Origin of the sequence: Microbacterium bandirmense, from assembly GCF_037204185.1 — a bacterium.
In the GTDB taxonomy this organism is placed as follows: Bacteria; Actinomycetota; Actinomycetes; order Actinomycetales; family Microbacteriaceae; genus Microbacterium; species Microbacterium bandirmense.
This window is the reverse complement of sequence record NZ_JBBDGM010000008.1, coordinates 85,228-102,474: the sequence shown is the minus strand read 5'-3', so window position 1 is coordinate 102,474 and position 17,247 is coordinate 85,228. Positions and strand designations below refer to the sequence as shown.

Annotated in this window: 18 protein-coding genes; 6 read left to right on the top strand and 12 right to left on the bottom strand. The window is 69.9% G+C overall.

The window, feature by feature from the left end; all coding sequences use genetic code 11:
* Positions 1-29: 29 nt before the first annotated feature.
* Together WDU99_RS11185 and WDU99_RS11180 are read right to left on the bottom strand one after the other, a co-directional pair.
* Entirely contained in the window at positions 30-1,013 is a 984-nt protein-coding gene (locus WDU99_RS11185) for a hypothetical protein (RefSeq protein ID WP_337332544.1), read from the bottom strand.
* Between the two features lie 242 nt (positions 1,014-1,255).
* Positions 1,256-2,578, bottom strand: a complete 1,323-nt coding sequence (locus WDU99_RS11180) for a bifunctional o-acetylhomoserine/o-acetylserine sulfhydrylase (RefSeq protein WP_337332543.1) — start codon at positions 2,576-2,578, stop codon at positions 1,256-1,258.
* A gap of 157 nt (positions 2,579-2,735) precedes the next feature.
* Between WDU99_RS11180 and WDU99_RS11175 the strand changes: the two genes are divergently transcribed.
* Genes WDU99_RS11175 through WDU99_RS11165 form a run of 3 tightly spaced genes read left to right on the top strand, consistent with a single transcriptional unit; the run spans position 2,736 to position 4,716 of the window.
* Entirely contained in the window at positions 2,736-3,521 is a 786-nt protein-coding gene (locus WDU99_RS11175) for an SDR family oxidoreductase (RefSeq protein ID WP_337332542.1), read from the top strand.
* On the top strand, positions 3,521-4,219 hold the full coding sequence (locus WDU99_RS11170; protein ID WP_337332541.1) for a uracil-DNA glycosylase: 699 nt from the start codon (positions 3,521-3,523) through the stop codon (positions 4,217-4,219). The genes WDU99_RS11175 and WDU99_RS11170 overlap by 1 nt, the downstream gene beginning before the upstream one ends.
* A gap of 20 nt (positions 4,220-4,239) precedes the next feature.
* Positions 4,240-4,716, top strand: coding sequence for a GNAT family N-acetyltransferase (locus tag WDU99_RS11165; RefSeq protein WP_337332540.1), 477 nt, complete (start codon positions 4,240-4,242; stop codon positions 4,714-4,716).
* Between the two features lie 36 nt (positions 4,717-4,752).
* Here the strand turns inward: WDU99_RS11165 and WDU99_RS11160 are convergent, their stop codons facing one another.
* From WDU99_RS11160 to WDU99_RS11135, 6 genes are read right to left on the bottom strand one after another with little or no spacing between them, the layout of a single operon-like run.
* Complete coding sequence (locus WDU99_RS11160) at positions 4,753-5,544, bottom strand: ABC transporter ATP-binding protein (protein WP_337332539.1); 792 nt, start codon at positions 5,542-5,544, stop codon at positions 4,753-4,755.
* The gene (locus WDU99_RS11155) at positions 5,541-6,332 is read right to left on the bottom strand and encodes an ABC transporter ATP-binding protein (RefSeq protein WP_337332538.1); all 792 of its coding nucleotides are present in this window, start codon (positions 6,330-6,332) and stop codon (positions 5,541-5,543) included. The genes WDU99_RS11160 and WDU99_RS11155 overlap by 4 nt, the downstream gene beginning before the upstream one ends.
* Positions 6,329-7,198, bottom strand: coding sequence for an ABC transporter permease (locus WDU99_RS11150; protein ID WP_420064006.1), 870 nt, complete (start codon positions 7,196-7,198; stop codon positions 6,329-6,331). The genes WDU99_RS11155 and WDU99_RS11150 overlap by 4 nt, the downstream gene beginning before the upstream one ends.
* Positions 7,195-8,145, bottom strand: a complete 951-nt coding sequence (locus WDU99_RS11145) for an ABC transporter permease (RefSeq protein ID WP_337332537.1) — start codon at positions 8,143-8,145, stop codon at positions 7,195-7,197. The genes WDU99_RS11150 and WDU99_RS11145 overlap by 4 nt, the downstream gene beginning before the upstream one ends.
* A gap of 3 nt (positions 8,146-8,148) precedes the next feature.
* A complete protein-coding gene (locus WDU99_RS11140; RefSeq protein ID WP_337332536.1) occupies positions 8,149-9,678 on the bottom strand; it encodes an ABC transporter substrate-binding protein in 1,530 nt (509 codons plus the stop codon).
* Positions 9,679-9,719: 41 nt separating this feature from the next.
* Positions 9,720-10,625: an alpha/beta fold hydrolase gene (locus tag WDU99_RS11135; RefSeq protein ID WP_337332535.1), complete on the bottom strand. Its 906-nt coding sequence runs from the start codon at positions 10,623-10,625 to the stop codon at positions 9,720-9,722.
* Positions 10,626-10,824: 199 nt separating this feature from the next.
* On the opposite strand from WDU99_RS11135, the gene WDU99_RS11130 reads away from it, so the two are divergent.
* Together WDU99_RS11130 and WDU99_RS11125 are read left to right on the top strand one after the other, a co-directional pair.
* On the top strand, positions 10,825-11,529 hold the full coding sequence (locus WDU99_RS11130) for a tyrosine-protein phosphatase (RefSeq protein WP_337332534.1): 705 nt from the start codon (positions 10,825-10,827) through the stop codon (positions 11,527-11,529).
* A gap of 38 nt (positions 11,530-11,567) precedes the next feature.
* Entirely contained in the window at positions 11,568-12,053 is a 486-nt protein-coding gene (locus WDU99_RS11125; protein WP_337332533.1) for an SIP domain-containing protein, read from the top strand.
* Here the strand turns inward: WDU99_RS11125 and WDU99_RS11120 are convergent.
* The 4 genes from WDU99_RS11120 to WDU99_RS11105 form a co-directional block, all read right to left on the bottom strand.
* The gene (locus WDU99_RS11120) at positions 12,032-12,514 is read right to left on the bottom strand and encodes a Fe-S oxidoreductase (protein ID WP_337332532.1); all 483 of its coding nucleotides are present in this window, start codon (positions 12,512-12,514) and stop codon (positions 12,032-12,034) included. The two genes, WDU99_RS11125 and WDU99_RS11120, sit on opposite strands and share 22 nt — an antisense overlap.
* Positions 12,511-13,314 carry an arginase family protein gene (locus WDU99_RS11115; RefSeq protein ID WP_337332531.1) on the bottom strand — a complete coding sequence of 268 codons (804 nt, stop codon included), beginning with the start codon at positions 13,312-13,314 and terminating at the stop codon, positions 12,511-12,513. Before WDU99_RS11115 ends, WDU99_RS11120 begins: the two co-directional genes overlap by 4 nt.
* 55 nt (positions 13,315-13,369) lie before the next feature.
* The gene (locus WDU99_RS11110; protein WP_337332530.1) at positions 13,370-14,110 is read right to left on the bottom strand and encodes a PspA/IM30 family protein; all 741 of its coding nucleotides are present in this window, start codon (positions 14,108-14,110) and stop codon (positions 13,370-13,372) included.
* 67 nt (positions 14,111-14,177) lie between these two features.
* Positions 14,178-16,247, bottom strand: coding sequence for a TPM domain-containing protein (locus WDU99_RS11105; RefSeq protein WP_337332529.1), 2,070 nt, complete (start codon positions 16,245-16,247; stop codon positions 14,178-14,180).
* An 89-nt stretch (positions 16,248-16,336) separates the two neighbouring features.
* Between WDU99_RS11105 and WDU99_RS11100 the strand changes: the two genes are divergently transcribed.
* The gene (locus WDU99_RS11100; RefSeq protein WP_337332528.1) at positions 16,337-17,194 is read left to right on the top strand and encodes a DUF3097 domain-containing protein; all 858 of its coding nucleotides are present in this window, start codon (positions 16,337-16,339) and stop codon (positions 17,192-17,194) included.
* Positions 17,195-17,247: the final 53 nt, after the last annotated feature.

The following is a 17,247-nucleotide window of genomic DNA, read 5'->3' as shown; positions in this document are numbered from 1 at the left end:
GACGGTGCGAGGGGGCGCCGGCTCGGGACTCAGCAGGGAGGATGGATGCCGAACGCGCGCAGACGCTGAGCGAACAGATCAACGGTGCGGACGTGCTCCGAGCCCCAGCGCGCGAATCCCCAGTTGGTGACTCCGCGAACAGCATCCTCACGATGCTTCTCAGCGAGCAGAACGTCTTCGAGGGACTTGCCCTGGCGCATCTCCTCGTTGAGATACTTGCCCTCGCCATCGAATTCTCCGAACATGCGCGATCTCGGAAAGGCGAAGTCGAGCCAGTAGTCTTCGCCGATCGGACCGACGACATGCTCTTGGAGTCGGTAGCCGCGATATCCGAGCGTGCGCAGGTGCAGGCGACTCACGCTCTCACCCGGCAGTTGCGCGCGGCCATCGGCGAAGCCGAGGATGTCGCGCGCCTTGCGGATGCCCCTGACGCTGGTGGATCCGGCGCGGTGCGCGAGTCGGGCATGCCACGCGTCGGCGCTATCGGGATCATGATGGTGGCCGCTCACCGCTTCACGACGCAGCGCGGCATCCGCCGCCGACAGCCCCGTGGCGGGTGCGGTGCTGCAGGCGAGGTCGAGGACGGTTCGATCCGGTGACGTGCAGAGCATCCCGTCCACCTCGACGATGTCGTCTCCGGGGCACTGCACGTTGTGGAGGACGACCTTGGCGCGCGAACGACCGTGGCGTGCTGTCTGGATGACCGTGTGGACGTTTGCCGGAGCCAGACGGTACAGCGGAAGCCCGTGCAACACGGCCGCCGATGGACCCCAGAACACGGGACGCGTGGGGCCTGCGTTGTCGTGGAGGGCGAGCACGTGCAGCAGGTGCTTGCCCTCGTTCCACAGATCGCTCCATTCGGAGGCATCCACGTATCTCCCCCGGCGCAGGCGCACCAGCTGCTTGCCGGAGACGCGCTCGCGTATCTCGCGTTCACTGTGTCCCGCCGCGATCAACTGATCGCGCGACAAGAGCAGCCGGCGTGCGCTGGAGAGGTCGACGGATTTCGGCATCCCCGGAGTCTGCCGCCTGGGCGGACGGCGTGGCGTCCGGATCCCGGCAACTGTGCACAACTCGCGCACCGCGCCGAATCGTGCAGAGCGAGTGCACAACGAGTGCACAACGAGTGCACAACGAGTGCACATGCCGAGGCCCCCTCTGCGCATCGGCGCCCCCTTTGGCCTGCGTGTGGCAGAGGGGGCGCCGGCGGCCAGAGGGGGCCTCGGCGGATGCTGGTGTGCGACCGGACGCGCGATCAGGCGCGCGCGGCCTCCGCGACGCGACGCGCGGCCGCGAGCGCCTGGTCGAGGTCGGCCTTGAGGTCGTCGACGTTCTCGAGACCGACCGAGAGGCGCACCAGACCGGGAGTGACGCCCGCCGTGAGCTGCTGCTCGGGCGAGAGCTGCGAGTGGGTGGTCGATGCCGGGTGGATCACCAGCGAGCGCACGTCGCCGATGTTGGCGAGGTGGCTGAACAGCGACAGGCTGTTGACGAACTCGCGACCGGCCTCGACACCGCCCTTCAGCTCGAACGACAGCACGGCGCCGACGCCCTTGGGCGCGTACTCGTTGGCCTTGGCGTACCAGGGCGAGGAGGGCAGACCCGAGTAGTTCACCGCGGCGACGTCGTCGTGGTTGTCGAGCCACTCGGCGATCTCCTGCGCGTTCTGCACGTGACGCTCGATGCGCAGCGAGAGGGTCTCGATGCCCTGGATCAGGTTCCACGCGCTCTGCGGCGCGATGGCCGAGCCGAGGTCGCGCAGCAGCTGCACGCGCGCCTTGATGATGTACGCGAGCCCGTCGCCGACCGCGGTCGTGTAGCTCGCGCCGTGGTACGACGGGTCGGGCTCGGTGAGGCCGGGGAACTTGTCGACGTGCTCGGACCACTTGAAGGTGCCGCCGTCGATGATCGCGCCGCCGATGGTGGTGCCATGGCCGCCGAGGAACTTGGTGACCGAGTGGATGACGATGTCGGCGCCGTGCTCGAACGGGCGGATCAGGTACGGGGTGGCGATCGTGTTGTCGACGATCAGCGGCACGTCGTTCTCGTGGGCCACATCGGCGACGGCGCGGATGTCGAGCACGTTGATCTTAGGGTTGCCGATGGTCTCGGCGAACAGCAGCTTGGTGCTCGGTCGCACCGCGGCGCGCCACTCGTCGATGTCGTCCTGGTTCTCGACGAACGTGACCTCGACGCCGAGCTTCGCGAGCGTGTACTTGAACAGGTTGTACGTGCCGCCGTAGATCGAGCTGGACGCGACGAAGTGGTCGCCGGCCTGCGCGATGTTCAGGATCGCGAAGGTGGATGCCGCCTGGCCGCTGGAGAGCACCAGTGCTCCCGTGCCGCCCTCGAGCGCGGCGAGGCGCTGCTCGAGCACGTCCTGCGTGGGGTTCTGGATGCGGGTGTAGATGTTGCCGAACTCCGCGAGGGCGAACAGGTTCGCGGCGTGGTCGGCGTTGTCGAACACGTAGGAGGTGGTCTGGTAGATCGGGGTGGCGCGCGACTTGGTCACCGGGTCGGGGGCTGCGCCCGAGTGGATCTGCTTGGTCTCGAAGCGCCAGTTGTCAGCTGCGGACATGAGGTTTCTCCCAAGGGTCAGGGTTCGGGTAGGAGGTCGTGCGGCGGATGCCTGACACCGACAGTACGGATGCGCCCGTGCGTCAACAAGCGATCGGAAATGTTACGTAACAGTCCCTGAATCGAGGTGTAGGCCCGAAAGGTCGTACGGTGGACACATGGTGAACAGACGTGCCGTGGTGACCGGAGCAAGCACCGGGATCGGGGAGGCGACCGTGCGCGCGCTGCGCGCGCAGGGCTGGGATGTCGTCGGGGTCGCGCGACGCGAGCAGCGGCTGACCGCGCTCGCCGAGGAGACCGGCGCTTCGGCGATCGCCTGCGATCTCACCGACCAGGCTGCCGTCGATGCGCTCATCGAAGAGCTGCGGCGCTCCGGCCCCGTGCACGCGCTGGTGCAGGTCGCCGGCGGCGCCCGCGGCACCGACAGCGTCGAAGAGGGCTCCGTCGCGGACTGGCAGTGGATGTACGACGCGAACGTGCTCGCGACCCAGCGCCTGGTGGCGGGCATCCTGCCGCTGCTGCGCAAGGCCGCCTCGAGCGACGGCCACGCCGACACGGTGTTCGTCACCTCGACCGCGGCGCAGACGCCCTATCCCGGCGGCGCCGGCTACAACGCGGCGAAGGCCGCCGAGGGGATGCTGGTGAAGGTGCTGCGACAGGAGCTGAACGGCGAGCCGATCCGCGTCGTGGAGATCGCCCCTGGCATGGTGCACACCGAGGAGTTCACCCTCAACAGACTCGGCGGCGACAGCGTCGCGGCCGAAGCCGTCTACGCCGGCGTCGACGAGCCGCTGCTGGCGGAGGACGTCGCCGACGTGATCGCCTACGCGCTGAGCGCCCCGCGCCGCGTCAACCTCGACCTGGTGACGATGCGACCGGTCGCGCAGTCCGCGCAGCACCTGCTGGCCCGCGGGCCGCTGCACGTGCGCACCGACGTCGACTGATGCCGCGCAGCCTGGCGGAACTGGCCGAGGCCGGACTCATCGACGACGGCTGGGCGCGCGCGCTCGCACCCGTGCAGCCGATCATCACCGAACTGGGGGAGCGGCTGCGCGCCGAGCAGGCGGCCGGTCTCGGCTACCTGCCCGACGGCGCGCACGTGCTGCGGGCCTTCCAGCGTCCCCTGGACGAGGTGCGCGTGCTGATCACCGGACAGGATCCGTACCCCACACCCGGGCATCCGATCGGTCTGTCGTTCGCCGTCGATCGGCACGTGCGGCCGCTGCCGCGCAGTCTCGGCAACATCTACCAGGAGCGCCAGAGCGATCTGGGCATCCCGCCCGCACCGCACGGCGATCTCACCGCCTGGAGCGATCAGGGCGTGCTGCTGCTGAACCGGGTGCTCACCGTGCGGCCAGGAGCCGCAGCATCCCATCGCGGCTGGGGCTGGGAGGCGGTGACCGAGCTCGCGATCCGTGCGCTCGTCGCCCGCGACCGTCCGCTGGTGGCCATCCTGTGGGGCCGCGATGCGGCGGGGCTCAAGCCGCTGCTGGGCGATGTGCCGGTGATCGAGTCGGCGCATCCGTCGCCGCTGTCGGCGCGGCGCGGTTTCTTCGGATCGCGTCCGTTCTCGCGCGCGAACGCGCTCCTCGCCCAGCAGGGCGCCGAGCCGGTCGACTGGCGGGTGGACGGCGAGCCGTGAGCGCGCCCACGATCCGTGCGGTGTCGGATGTTGACATCCCCGCGATCTGCGAGATCTACAACCACTACGTGCGGGCGTCCACCGCGACCTTCGACGAGGTGGAGTCCACGCCGGCCGACTGGGCGGCCAAGCGCGCCAGGATCGAGGCCGCGGGCATCCCGTTCCTCATCGCCGAGACCGACGGCGTGGTGTGCGGCTATGCGCTCGGTCAGCCGTGGTCGCCGAAGGCGGCCTACCGGCGCACGATCGAGAACTCGATCTACCTCGACCCATCCGCGGCGGGCCGCGGGGTCGGCGGCATGCTGCTCGCACGCTTCCTGGAGTCGTGTCGTGAGGCGGGCCTGCGTCAGGTCATCGCCGTGATCGCCGATCGCGGTGCAGAGGCCTCGATCGCGCTGCACCGGCGCGCCGGGTTCGCCGACGCCGGACGTCTGACCGATGTCGGGCACAAGCTCGGCCTCGAGCTGGGCGTGCACCTGCTGCAGAAGAGTCTCTGAGCTCGGCGCTGCGCTGGATTCAGTGCCGCGGCGGGCTCAGTCCCGGCCGGGGATCACCGGGATCGCGGCGAGCAGCGCGCGGGTGTACTCCTGCTGTGGGCGGCGCAGGACGGCATTCGTCGTCCCGTGCTCGACGACGCGGCCGTCCTTCATCACGGCCACTGTGTCGCTGAGGTTCTGCACCAGTCCGATGTCGTGCGAGACGAGGATCAGGGTGAGTCCCTCTTCGGCGCGCAGCTGCTCGAACAGGGCCAGCACCTGGGCGCGCACCGTCACATCGAGCGCCGACATCGGCTCGTCGCCCACCAGGATGCGCGGCCGGTGCACGATCGCGCGGGCGATGGCGATGCGCTGTCGCTGCCCTCCCGAGAACTCATGCGGGTGGCGGTCGGCCATATCGGCCTCCAGGCCGACCTGCACGAGCACCTCGCGCACTCGCGCGCGCCGGTCACCGGGGATGTCGAGTGCCCACAGCGGCTCGGCGATGATCTGCCCCGCGGTCATGCGCGGATCGAGGGAGGCGTACGGGTCCTGGAAGACCAGTCCGGTCTGCCGGCGCAGCCAGCGCAGTTCGCGGGCGGATGCGGTCGCGTCCACCGCACGGTCGTCGACCTGCACCTGCCCGCTCGTGGGACGGTCGAGACCGAGCAGCAGCCGCACCAGGGTCGACTTTCCCGAACCCGATTCGCCGATCAGGCCGAGCGACTCTCCCTCGGCGATCTCGAGGTCGGTCGGGTGGAGCGCTGTGTTCGTGCGGCTCTTCTCGAACAGGTGCCGCCGCGGCACGGGAAAGCTGCGGCTGAGCGCCTCGGCGCGGATCAGACTCATGACGCACTCCCGTCGGGGCGCCACAGCGTGGCGGTCGCGTCACGCAGCAGCGCCCGGGTGACCGGCGATGAGGGCTCTCCCAGCAGGGTCTCGATCGGGGCGGACTCGACGACCCTGCCCTCATCGAGCACCACACCGTGGGTCGCCACCTGCGAGAGCACCGCCAGGTCGTGGGTGATGAACACCAGTGACATGCCATGCTCCGCCACCAGGGACAGCAGCAGCCGCAGCACCTCGGCCTGGATCGTCACATCCAGGGCGGTGGTGGGTTCGTCGGCGATCAGCAGACGGGGCCGGCACGCCAGCGCCATGGCGATCGCGACCCGCTGGCGCTGCCCGCCGGAGAGCTGGTGCGGGTAGCGGCCGACGATCGACTGCGGTTCGGGCAGGTGCACCCGGGCGGCCTCGGCGACGGCCCGCTGGCGGGCCTCACGACGGCCGATGCGCTCGTGGATGCGCACCGCCTCGGCGATCTGGCGCCCCACGGTGCGGATCGGGTTGAGGGCCGTGCGCGGCTCCTGGAAGATCATGCCGATCTCATCGCCGCGGAGCGCCGCGTGGTCGCGATCGGGCATGCCCAGCACCTCGGTGCCGTTCCATCGGATGCTGCCGTGGGCGGTCGCCCCCTCCGGCAGCAGTCCGAGCACGGCGAGGGCGGTCAGCGACTTGCCCGACCCGGACTCTCCGATGAGGCCCAGCCTCTGGCCGTCGGCGACCTCGAAGGAGACACCGTCGAGCACCCGCTTACCGCGGATCTCCACGACCAGGTCGTTCACCTGCAGACTCATGCGACTACCTCCGGCAGATGGGTCTGCGCTGCGCGGGTCGACAGCGTGGGGTCGGTCGCCTCGCGCAGGGCGTCGCCGAGCAGGTTCAGCCCGAGCACGGTGACGGTGATCGCGAGGCCCGGCCACACGACGGTGAGCGGATGCACGCCGATGTAGCGCTGCAGCTCGGCCAGCAGCGTGCCCCACGACGCCTCGGTGAGAGAGGCGCCGAAGCCCAGATACGACAGGCCGGCCTCGGCGAGCACGGCCACGGCCATCGACCATGACAGCTGCACGATGAACACCGGGGCGACGTTGGGCAGCAGGTGACGCACCAGGTTCTGTCCCGTGGACAGCCCGCTGGCGCGTCCCGCCAGCACGAAGTCGCTCTTCTGCACGCGTCTCAGCTCGGGGCGGGTCACTCGCGCGATGCTCACGCCGAAGCCGATGCCGACCGAGAACACCACCACCCACAGCGATCCGCCCCAGACGGCCGAGATCATCATCGCGATCATCAGCACGGGGAAGGCGATCAGGATGTCGACGAGCACCGCGACCGTCTCGCGCATCCACCGGGCGGTGAGCGCGCCGAGCGCGGCGAGCAGCACGCCGACGACGGTGGCCACGATCCCGGCGCCGACGGCAACGAAGACGGTCGTCCTGGCACCGGCCATCAGCAGACTGAGGATGTCGCGTCCGGTGGCGTCTGTGCCGAGCAGATGCGGCCAGCCCGGTGGCGACCACCGGTTCCTCACATCGGCGAGCATCGGGTCGAAGGGCGTCCACAGCAGCGACGTGAGCGCGGTCAGCGCGATCAGCAGCACGACGACCACGCCGAACACCCCCGTCGCCGAGGACAGCAGCGCACGCAGCCAGCGGGGCATCATGCGGCCTCCCTCTGCCGGGGATCGACGGCATGGTGCACGAGGTCGACGATGAAGCCGATGATCAGCACGAAGCCGGTGAGCACCAGCAGCTCGCTCTGCACCTTCACCAGGTCGCGCGTGCCGACATCGGCCACCAGCATCCGACCGATGCCGGGCAGGGTGAAGAGCTGCTCGACGACGACCGATCCGACGATGATGCCCGCCACCTGCAGGCCGAGGACGGTGACGATCGACAGCCCGACGGCGGGGATGCCGTGCCGCACCAGAGCCTGGCGACGCGTGAGCCCTTTGGCCGCGGCGGTGCGCACGAAGTCCTGGCCGGCGGCCTGCAGCGTGGCGCTGCGCACGAAGCGCATGAGCATCGCCCCTTCGACCAGGCCGATGGTCAGGGCGGGCAGCAGCAGCGCCTCGAACGCCTGCGCCGGAGTCGACCAGCCGCTGCGGGGGAACCCCTGCGCAGGCAGCCAGCCCAGCCAGTGCGCGAAGACGACGACGAGCATCATGCCGGCCCAGATCACCGGCACGGCGGCGACGGCCTGGGCTCCGATGCTCATCGCGGTGCCGCCGGCGCGCCCGCGCAGCAGGGCGGAGACGATGCCGAACGGCACCGCGATCAGCAGGGCGATGGTCAGCGCCATGATGCCCAGCGGCACGGTCACGCGCGACTTCTCGAGCAGCTCCTCGGACACCGATGCGCCGCTGAGCTGGGAGGTGCCGAGGTCGCCGCGCACGACGCCGCCGATCCAATCGAGGTACTGCGTGATCAGGGGCTTGTCGAGTCCCAGCGACTCGCGCAGCGCCTGGACCGTCTCAGGACTGGCCTGCGTGCCGGCGATGAGCTGCGCGACGTCGCCGGGGAGCACCCGCAGGGTGAGGAAGATCACCACGCTCGACACGAGGAGCCCTGCGATCAGCAGGGCTCCTCGTGTGAGCGCGTAGCGGAGCACCGGTCAGTCTGCGGTCTTGGTGACGCCGGTGAGGTCGATGCGCGAGTTGATCGAGTCCTCGGGGAAGCCGTCGACGCCGGGGACCAGCGCGGTCAGCGTCTCGCCGTTGTACAGCCAGTCGGCGGCGTGGTCCTCGGAGACGAGGCGGGCGGCCTCGGCGAGCAGCTCGGCGGAGCGCTCGGGATCGATCTCGGTCTGCGACTCGGCGTACAGGCGCTGCACCTCGGCGTTGTCGTAGCCGAAGTAGTAGTCGGGGTTCGCCCAGTTGCCGAAGTCACGCGGCTCGACGTGCAGCACGAAGCTCAGCTCGTAGTCGTGGTTGGTGTAGACGTCTTCGAGCCAGGTGGCGAACTCCACGCGGTCGACCTCGAGCGAGACGCCGACCTTCGCGAAGTCCGAGATCAGCACCTGAGCCACGGTCGTGCCGTAGAACGACGGAATGGTCAGGGTGAGGTCGAGGTTCTCGTGGCCGGCCTCCTCGAGCAGCTGCTGCGCCTTCGCCGGGTCGTACGGCGCCAGGTCCGACAGGTCCTGGTAGCCGGGGTCGAGTTCGGGGATCGGACCGTACAGGGTCTGGCCGGCCCCGACCGCCTCGACGAGTGCCTCGTGGTCGATGGCCAGACGCAGCGCCTCGCGCACCTTGACGTCGTCGAGCGGGGCCTTGGCGTTGTTGAACGCGAGGGTGGCCTTGTCGGTGGTGCGCCCGGTGGTGATGAGGAACCCGCCGTCATCCTCGAGCTGCGAGACGAGGTTCGGGTCGACGGCGGTCAGCACGTCGAGGGTGCCGTCGAGCGCGGCGTTGACGCCGGCCGTGAAGTCGGGGATGTACTGGAACACGACCTCACCCAGCGTCGCGGTCTCGCCCCAGTACTCGTCGAAGCGGTCGAACGTGATCGAGTTGCCCTTGGTCCAGCGGTTCAGCACGTAGGGGCCCGTGCCGTTCTCGGCCGTCTTCAGGTCGGTGCCGTCGTCCTTCTTGAAGACGAGTCCCGCCGGGCCGGTCAGGGTGAACAGGAAGTTCTGATCGGGCTGCGCGAGCGTGATCACGACCGTGGCGGGATCGGGGGCGGTGATCGCCGTCACGCCGGCGAACTGCGCGTTGCCCTGCACCGAGGCATCCGATTTCACCGTCTGATACGAGGCGACGACGTCGGCGGAGGTGAGTGCGGCGCCGTCGTGGAACGTGATGCCCTCGTTGAGGGTGAACGTGTAGGTGAGGCCGTCGGGCGAGATCTCGTACGAGCTGGCCAGCCGCTCGGTGATCTCGTTGTCCTGCGTGCGGGTGACCAGTCCCTCGTAGATGTTGTCGACGAGGATCTGCTCGAGGGCCGCCCCGCTGGTGTGACGGATGTCGAGGTTCGTCGGCTCGAGCACCAGACCCACCGTGAGGCTGGCGTCGGGGTCGGGCGCGCCTGTGGCGGTGGGTGTCGGCTCGGCGGTGCCGCCGGTGCAGGCGCTCAGCACGAGCGCTCCGGCGGCGAGCAGGCCGACGGCGGCGAAGCGGGCCGTTCGGCGGGTGGGGATGGAAGGCAAGGTCGATCCTCTCGGAGGGTGCTGTGGAGGCGTCGCGCGGGTCAGCGACGTGTTCGGTTCAGGACGGTGGTGGCGAGGTCGGCGAGGAACGCCGGTGCGGTCTCTTGGACGTTGTGCCCGGCGTCGACGGCGATGACGGATGCCGAGGGCAGCCTGCGGGAGAACTCCGCGACGTCGTCGTCGCGCAGGAACCCGCGTGAGCCGCGCACCAGGGTCACCGGCGCCTGCACGCCGGTGAGGTGGGTCCAGGGATCGCCGTCGGATGCCCGATTCGCCGCGTTCAGCGCATCGAAGGCGTGTCCGATGATCCGGGCGAAGTGATGCTTCCACTCCACGCGGCCGTCCTCGCGCACGCGCGTGTTGAAGAAGACCCCGCGTTCGGTGTCTTCCCTGGTGCCGCCGAAACCGAACGACTCGGCACGCTCCACGGCGTCGTCGCGGCTGTCGAAGTCGGTGACCGTGTAGAACTCGCGCAGCACGGAGGGTGCCGCGTCGGTGTCGAGTCCGGGGACGACATCGACGAGCACGAGCTCGTCGACGAGCTCCGGATGCCGGTCGGCGACGACCGCGGCGGTGAGACCGCCGAGGGAGTGCCCGATCAGCACCTGGTGCTGCGCCGACCATGCCTGCATGGCGTGCGCGACATCGGCGGCGAGGGAAGCGGGGGAGTAGTCGGCGTCGTCGCGCCAGGAGGAATCACCGTGTCCGGCGAGGTCGATCGCGAGCAGCGGACGGCCCAGCAGCAGGGCGACGTTGTCCCAGGTGTGCGCGTTGAGGCCGGCGCCGTGCAGCAGGGTCACCTCGGGGGCGTCCGTGCCGTAGCGGAGTGCGCTCAGCATCCGCCCGTCCGCGAGGGTGTGCGTGAGCCGCTCCGCGTGCGGAAGCGGCGTGCCCAGCGTCTGCGCTTGGGACGGCAGGTACCGGAACTCATCGGTGTCGTGTGCCACGGCGATATTCTCCTATCCGTCGCAGGTCTCCAGGAAATGCGGGATCATAACGACAAGCCAAAGTGCGTAACATATAGCGGTTCGCACAGCACATTGCGAGCTTGCTTGTCGAACTGCGCTCGAGCATTCTCGCGGTCGTCACCCACTCTCTCACTTAAGCTGGACGCATGAGCTCGTGCCGCGGAATCGCGATCACCCGATGACCGTGCTTCAGGTTCCAGGAGTGGCCAACCTGCGCGACGTCGGCGGAATTCCCGTCGGCGCCTCCCGCGTGCGCGGTGGGCGGCTGCTGAGGTCGGGGCAGTTGGCGCGCCTCACCCCGGACGGGGATGCGCTGCTGCGGCAGCGTGTGCGGCGCGTGGTCGATCTGCGAGACGACAGCGAGGTGCGCACCGAGCCCTCGGCGCTCAGTGAGGTGCGCACGACCCGGATCCCGCTGTTCCTCGGCTCGACCGCCTCGTTCTTCGTTCAGGACATGGATCTGGCAGGTATGTACCGGCACCTGGTCTACGACTCCTCGGAGCGGCTCGCCCAGGCCCTGCGAGTGATCGCCGAAGGGGAGCCGACGCTGGTGCACTGCACGGTGGGCAAGGATCGCACCGGCGTGACCGTGGCACTCGCTTTGAGCGCCGTCGGAGCCGACCGCCAGGCCGTGGTGGCCGACTACGCGCTCACCGCCTCGCTGCTGCCGAAGGCTCGCACCGAAGCCGTCGTGGAGTACTTCCGCACGCACATGCCGGACTCGCGTCATGCCGTTCAACTCGCCACGGAGTCGCCCGCGCCCGTGATGTCGGCACTGCTCGAGGAGATCGATGAGCGCTACGGGTCGGTTGCCGAGTATGTGCGGCAGGCCGGGCTGTCATCGGCGGAGCTCGACGCCCTGCGCGCCACCCTCGTCGAATGAGGTAAGGCATGCCTACATTCGTGTAGACTCGTCACATCATGAGCACCGTCGAGACCGTCGCAGGCACCCGCGCACCACGCGCTGCACGCCGCGCGGCGCGTCGTCCTCGCGTGCAGCACCTCATCACCGCCGACGAGCACTCGCTGGCCGAGCTCGAAGTGCTGCTGGCCACGCTGCCGCTGTGCGCCGTCGGTCGCGTGTTCATCGAGGTGCCGGATGCTGACGATATCGGCACGGTCTGCGCGCCGCCGCGGATGACGGTGACCTGGCTTCCCCGCACGCGCCGACCGGGTGCGATCGGTTCGTCGCGTCGGATCGCCGCAGGAGAAGCGCTCACCCGCGCGGCCATCGCCTGGTCCGACGAGATGCTGTGCGACGTCCCCGACTCGACGCTGCGCACCGAGGTCACGCTGCTGGGCGGGTTCCTCAGCACCGCCGACATCATCGATCACCTGAGCGAGCATCACGAGCTCGATCAGGCCGCGATCCACGCCCCCGCGCGCTACGGTCTGCCGGTCGGCTGAGTCCCGCTCGTCGTTCGAGTCCCGCGCTTCTTCCTGCGCACGTATCCGCCGTCCTCCAGGCCCGCCTCGATCTCGAAGCGATTGCGCATCGGATCCCGTCCGGCGAACAGGTACAGCACGGGCATGAGGAACCCGTAGCGCAGCCACTGCTGCCGGTGCACCGCCTCGTGACGCAGCACCGCATCGGAGGGTTCGGCCGCACCCGTGAGGAAGCAGCCGCCGACGCAGACCCCGCCGCGCATGAACGCCCACGTGGGCAGGCCGCGGAACACCCAGAGCCCTTCGCGTCGCTCCACAGGGCCGGTGCTCCACAGTGACCCCCACACCCAGCCGACGGCCGTGCCCCACCAATAGCCGACACGACTGATCGGCGACCGCAGCAGGAACGAGGGGATACGGCGATCGAAGCGCCGGCCCCGCTGCAGGATCCGCTCGGCCTCGACCCGCCAGGCCTCACTCACGCGACGGCGCCGATCAGGCGCAGGATCGCGCCCATGTCGTGCACGGCGTCGTCGGGACCACGCGGCGCGAAGCCGGCGATCGTCGCTCCGGCCAGCGGGACAGTCTCGCGCACGCGCTTGATGGCGGCGACCAGCGCGGCGGTCGTGACGCCGAACGGGGCCGCATCCGAGACGCCGGCGATCTCGGACGGATCGAGCACGTCGACGTCGATGTGCACCCACACCCGCGAAGCGCCGGTGGCGTGAACCGCCGCAGCGACGGCATCCGCATCGATCTCGCTCGACGCGACGTGTGCCAGCGCGTCGAGTCGCGGCGCCTCGGCTGCATCGACGCTGCGTGCGCCCAGCACGATCACGCGCTCGGTTGCGATTCCGGGTGACAGCGTCAGCTGCGGCTCCCCGGCGCCGAGTATCGCGCGCAGCGCCATGCCCGAGAACGCGCCGGATCGCGAGGACTGCGCGTCGTGGAGGTCGGGGTGCGCATCGCACCACAGCACGGCGAGATCAGAGGTGTCGACGGCTGACAGCGCGAACACGCTGACGCTGCAGTCGCCGCCGATCACGACGGCCGGCTCGTCAGCGACCGTGATCGCCTCGCGCAGCAGTTCGCGCACCCGCAGCAGGGAGCTCAGACGATGGATGCCGGTGCCGAGTGATTCGCCCGCCTCGAGCGGCACGTCGAGCGTGGTCGTGTCCCTGCGGGGCAGATCGCCGGAGATCGCCGCGGCGCCGTCGACGAGCAGCATGGCACGCGCAGAGGGCGAGCCCTGCCATTGCGGGGTGATGATGAAGCGGGTCATGGGGTCTCCGGAGGGAGAGGAGGGGCGGATGCCGAGGTGCACCCGCCCCTGTGGTTCACTCCGACTCGAGGGCCGCCTGCGGCGAGCTGCCGGCCTTGAGCGCGGCCAGGCGCGCCTCGACCTCGGTCAGCTCACCGAGATCTTCGAGGCTCTCGAACTGCGCGTCCAGCGACGAGGCCGCGAGTTCGGCCTTGCCCTGGGCGAGTGCCTCCTGACGGCGGATCTTGTCCTCGAAGCGGCCGAGCTCGCTGGTCGGGTCGAGCACGTTGATCGAGCCGATGGCGTCCTGCACCTTGGTCTGCGCCTCGGCGACCTTGGCGCGGGCGAGCAGCTCGCTGCGCTTGGTCTTCAGCTCGCCGAGCTTGTCCTTCATGCCGTTCAGACCGTCCTTGAGCTTGTCGACGATCTCGGTCTGGGTGGCGATCTGCGGCTCGGCGGCCCTGGCCTCGCGCTCGGAGCCGATCTGGCGCTGCAGCGCGATCTTGGCGAGGTTGTCGAACTTGTCGGCGTCAGCGGGGTGACCCGAGCCGCGCAGTTCATCGGCCTTGCGGCTGGCGGCGATCGCCTTGTTGCCCCAGTCCTTCGCGGACTGGACGTCCTCCTGGTGGTCGCGCTCGAGCAGACGCAGATTGCCGATGGTCTCGGCGATGGCCGACTCGGCCTCGGCGATGTTGTTGGTGTAGTCGCGCACGAGCTGGTCGATCATCTTCTGCGGGTCCTCGGCGGAGTCGAGGAGCGAGTTGATGTTCGCGCGGACGAGGGTCGAGATGCGTCCGAAGATGGACTGCTTGGTCATGGCGTGTTCCTTTCAGGGGCCGTTCTTGGGCAGAGGTCGAGCAGAAGATGGATGGACGATGAGCGGATCAGAAGCGACCACCTCCGGAGCGGCCGCTGCGACCGCCCGAGCGACCACCGCCGAAGCCGGAGCTGCGGAACCCGCCGCCTCCGCTGGAGCGCCAGCCGCCCCCGCGGGAAGAGCTGCGGGATGAGCCCCCGCCGGCGAGCAGACCGCCGATGATCCCGCCGATGATGTCGCCGGTGATTCCGGAGCCCCCGCCGCCGGAGCCGCCGAAGGGTCCGCCGCCCCAGCTGTCCCAGCCGCTCTGCGAGCTCCGCCGGGTGTACGCGTCGACGTCGCTGCGCGCGTACTGCGACGCCTCGCGCGCGAGCGCGAGGGCACGTCCGGCCTCGGTCAGCGCGGCCTTCTCATCGGTGGGCTGCAGGCCGATCGCCTGGTTCAGCGACGCCTCGGCCTGCGACAGCCGGGTGCGGGCGGTGGATCCGATGCTGCCGCGGCGCGTCTCGATGAACGCGCGGGCCGCGCGGACCTCGGAGTTCGCCTGCGTCAGGGTCTGCGCGAGCAGCGCCTTCTGGCGCTGGGCCTGGGCGAGTGCCTCGTTGGTCTGCGCGATGGCCGCGTCGATCTGCGTGTTCGCCGCCGTCAGGGCCTCGAGGGCGCGCTGGGGACTGCGCGCGGTGCCCGCGAGGTCCGCCTGCGCACGATCGAGCTGCTGCTGTGTCGCGGCGACGGCTGCGGCGAGCATGCCGTCCGCGTCGGGCAGGCCACCCGCCGTGGCGATGTCACCCTGCAGCTCGGCGATCAGGGCCCGTGCCTGGTTCTCGAGCGCGTGCAGCTCATCGCCCAGCGCGGTCACGGCCGTGACGAGCTGCGTCGCCTGTGCGACGGCCTGTTCGGCGGTGCGGATGCCGAATGCCGCCGGCCCGGTCTTGCCCGCCGTGATGGCGGTGGACGCGGACTCGATCGCGTGATCGGCGAGGGTCGCTCGCTCCTGGGCCTGCGCGGGGTTGTCCGCGACCGTGGCCAGCGCCTCGGCGTCGTACTCGGCTCGCAGCGCGTCCAGCGTCGGAGCGGCCTGGGCGAGCACGGGAGTGAGAGCGGCCCGCTCGCCGCGCACGCGCTCGAGCTCGGCGGGGGCGTTCTGCTGCAGCGCGCGCAGCGCATCGAAGGCCTCGGTGTTGTCGTCGAGCACATCCTCGATCTCGTCGCACAGCTGGATGATGCGGATGTGCCAGGCACGCCGGTCGTGGATCGAGTCCTCGACCTCATCGTCGAGTTTCTGCTTGAGGTCGAACGCCTCGGACAGCTTCGCCTGCGCAGCCTCGATGACCTGCGTGAAGCCCTCGGTCGCCTGGTCGCCGAACTGGGCGATCGCGAATCCGAGCTCCTCACGGCTCGACGTGATGGCGTCGTCTGCCTGCACCAGGGACGACCCCGCCTGTGTCTGCACCTGTTCGTCGGTGAGGGTCGAGAACGGGTCGTCGGGATCGGGTGTGGCCGGCATCGCGCCACGGGCGCGGATCTCGGCCTCGCGGCGGCGGCGCCGCACGGCGCGGACGATCAGCCAGATGATCACGATGACGACCGCGATTCCCAGCAGCACGAGCAGGATCCGCATCATTCCGGCCCCGCCGTCACCCTGGATCTCGTCGGCGGCGAGTGCGATCGCACCGCTCCAGTCGTTCTGTGCGAGCAGCGGCTGGATGCGCTCCTCGATGGCGTCGAGCCGGCTGTCGGTGAGCGGACCGCCCGAGGCTGCGGAGATGTAATAGGCGCGCTGCTCGACGGCCACGGCGAGCAGGTACTGCTCGGGTCCGAGGTTGTTCTGCGTCGCGACGGTGTCGGCCCACTCGACGCGATCGGACGGCGAACTGAACTCGTCGACGAACACGACGAACAAGTCGGCGGTCGAGTTCTCGGTGAGCTCCTGCAGGCGGGTCTCAGCGGCTTCCTCCTGAGCGGGGGAGAGCACGTCGGCGACGTCGGTCACGAATCCCTCGTCGAGTGTCACCGGAGCGGTGGCCGACGCGGCGTTCGCGCCGATCAGAGTCATGCCCGCGGCCAGCAGAAGAGCGGCAGACGTCAGCCACCGTGTTCGCATCGTGATCCCTCCGACCGGCAGCCGTGCCCCCATGGAACGAGTCTATGCATTGGGAGCGACACGCAACAGCATCCGCCGGCCATCGGCGTTCGCCGTCAGCGCAGACACATACGCTGGATGGCATGGACGACAGATACGGGGCCGATGTGCTCGCCGACGGCTGGCGCGAGCGCGGACGGGTGAAGGCCGTCGAGGTCGCGGCTGAGCGCGACCTCGTGGTCGAGGTCGCCGACGACGGCTACTGCGGCGCGATCACCCGCATCGAAGCCGGCCTGGTCGAGCTGGAGGACTGGAAGGGCCGGCGACGCAGCTTCCCGCTCGGCGGCGGTTTTCTCATCGAGGGCAAGCCCGTCCGACTGGTGGTGCCGACGCGTGCGCCGAGCGGCCCGCGCCGCACCGCCTCGGGATCGTTCGCCGTGACCGACGACAGGGCCAGGGTCGCGCTGCCCAGTCGCATCCTCGTCGAGGGGCGCCATGACGCCGAACTCGTGGAGAAGGTCTGGGGCGCGGATCTGCGCGTGGAGGGCGTGGTCGTGGAGTACCTGCAGGGCATCGACAAGCTCGATGAGCTGCTGACCGAGGCCCCTCCGACGGCGACGCGCCGCTACGGTGTTCTCGTCGATCACCTGGTGACCGGCTCGAAGGAGACGCGGATCGTCGAGCAGATCATGCGGGGTCCCCACGGTGCGCATCTCAAGATCGTGGGGCATCCGTTCATCGACGTGTGGCAGTGCATCACACCGGCGGCGATGGGCATCCGCGCCTGGCCGCAGATCCCGCGCGGCACCGACTGGAAGACGGGCATCTGCCGCGCCTTCGGCTGGCCCGCTGAGGAGCAGGCGGACATCGCCCGCGCGTGGCAGCGCATCCTCGGGCGGGTGACGACGTTCCGTGATCTCGAGCCGGCGCTGCTCGGCCGGGTCGAGGAGCTGATCGACTTCGTCACAGCTCCGGCCGCAGCCGGCGCGGACGGCCGATGAGCGGACGTCGCGCAGGACGTGCGGTCGGCGCCGAGCGTGCGGTCGGCGCTGGG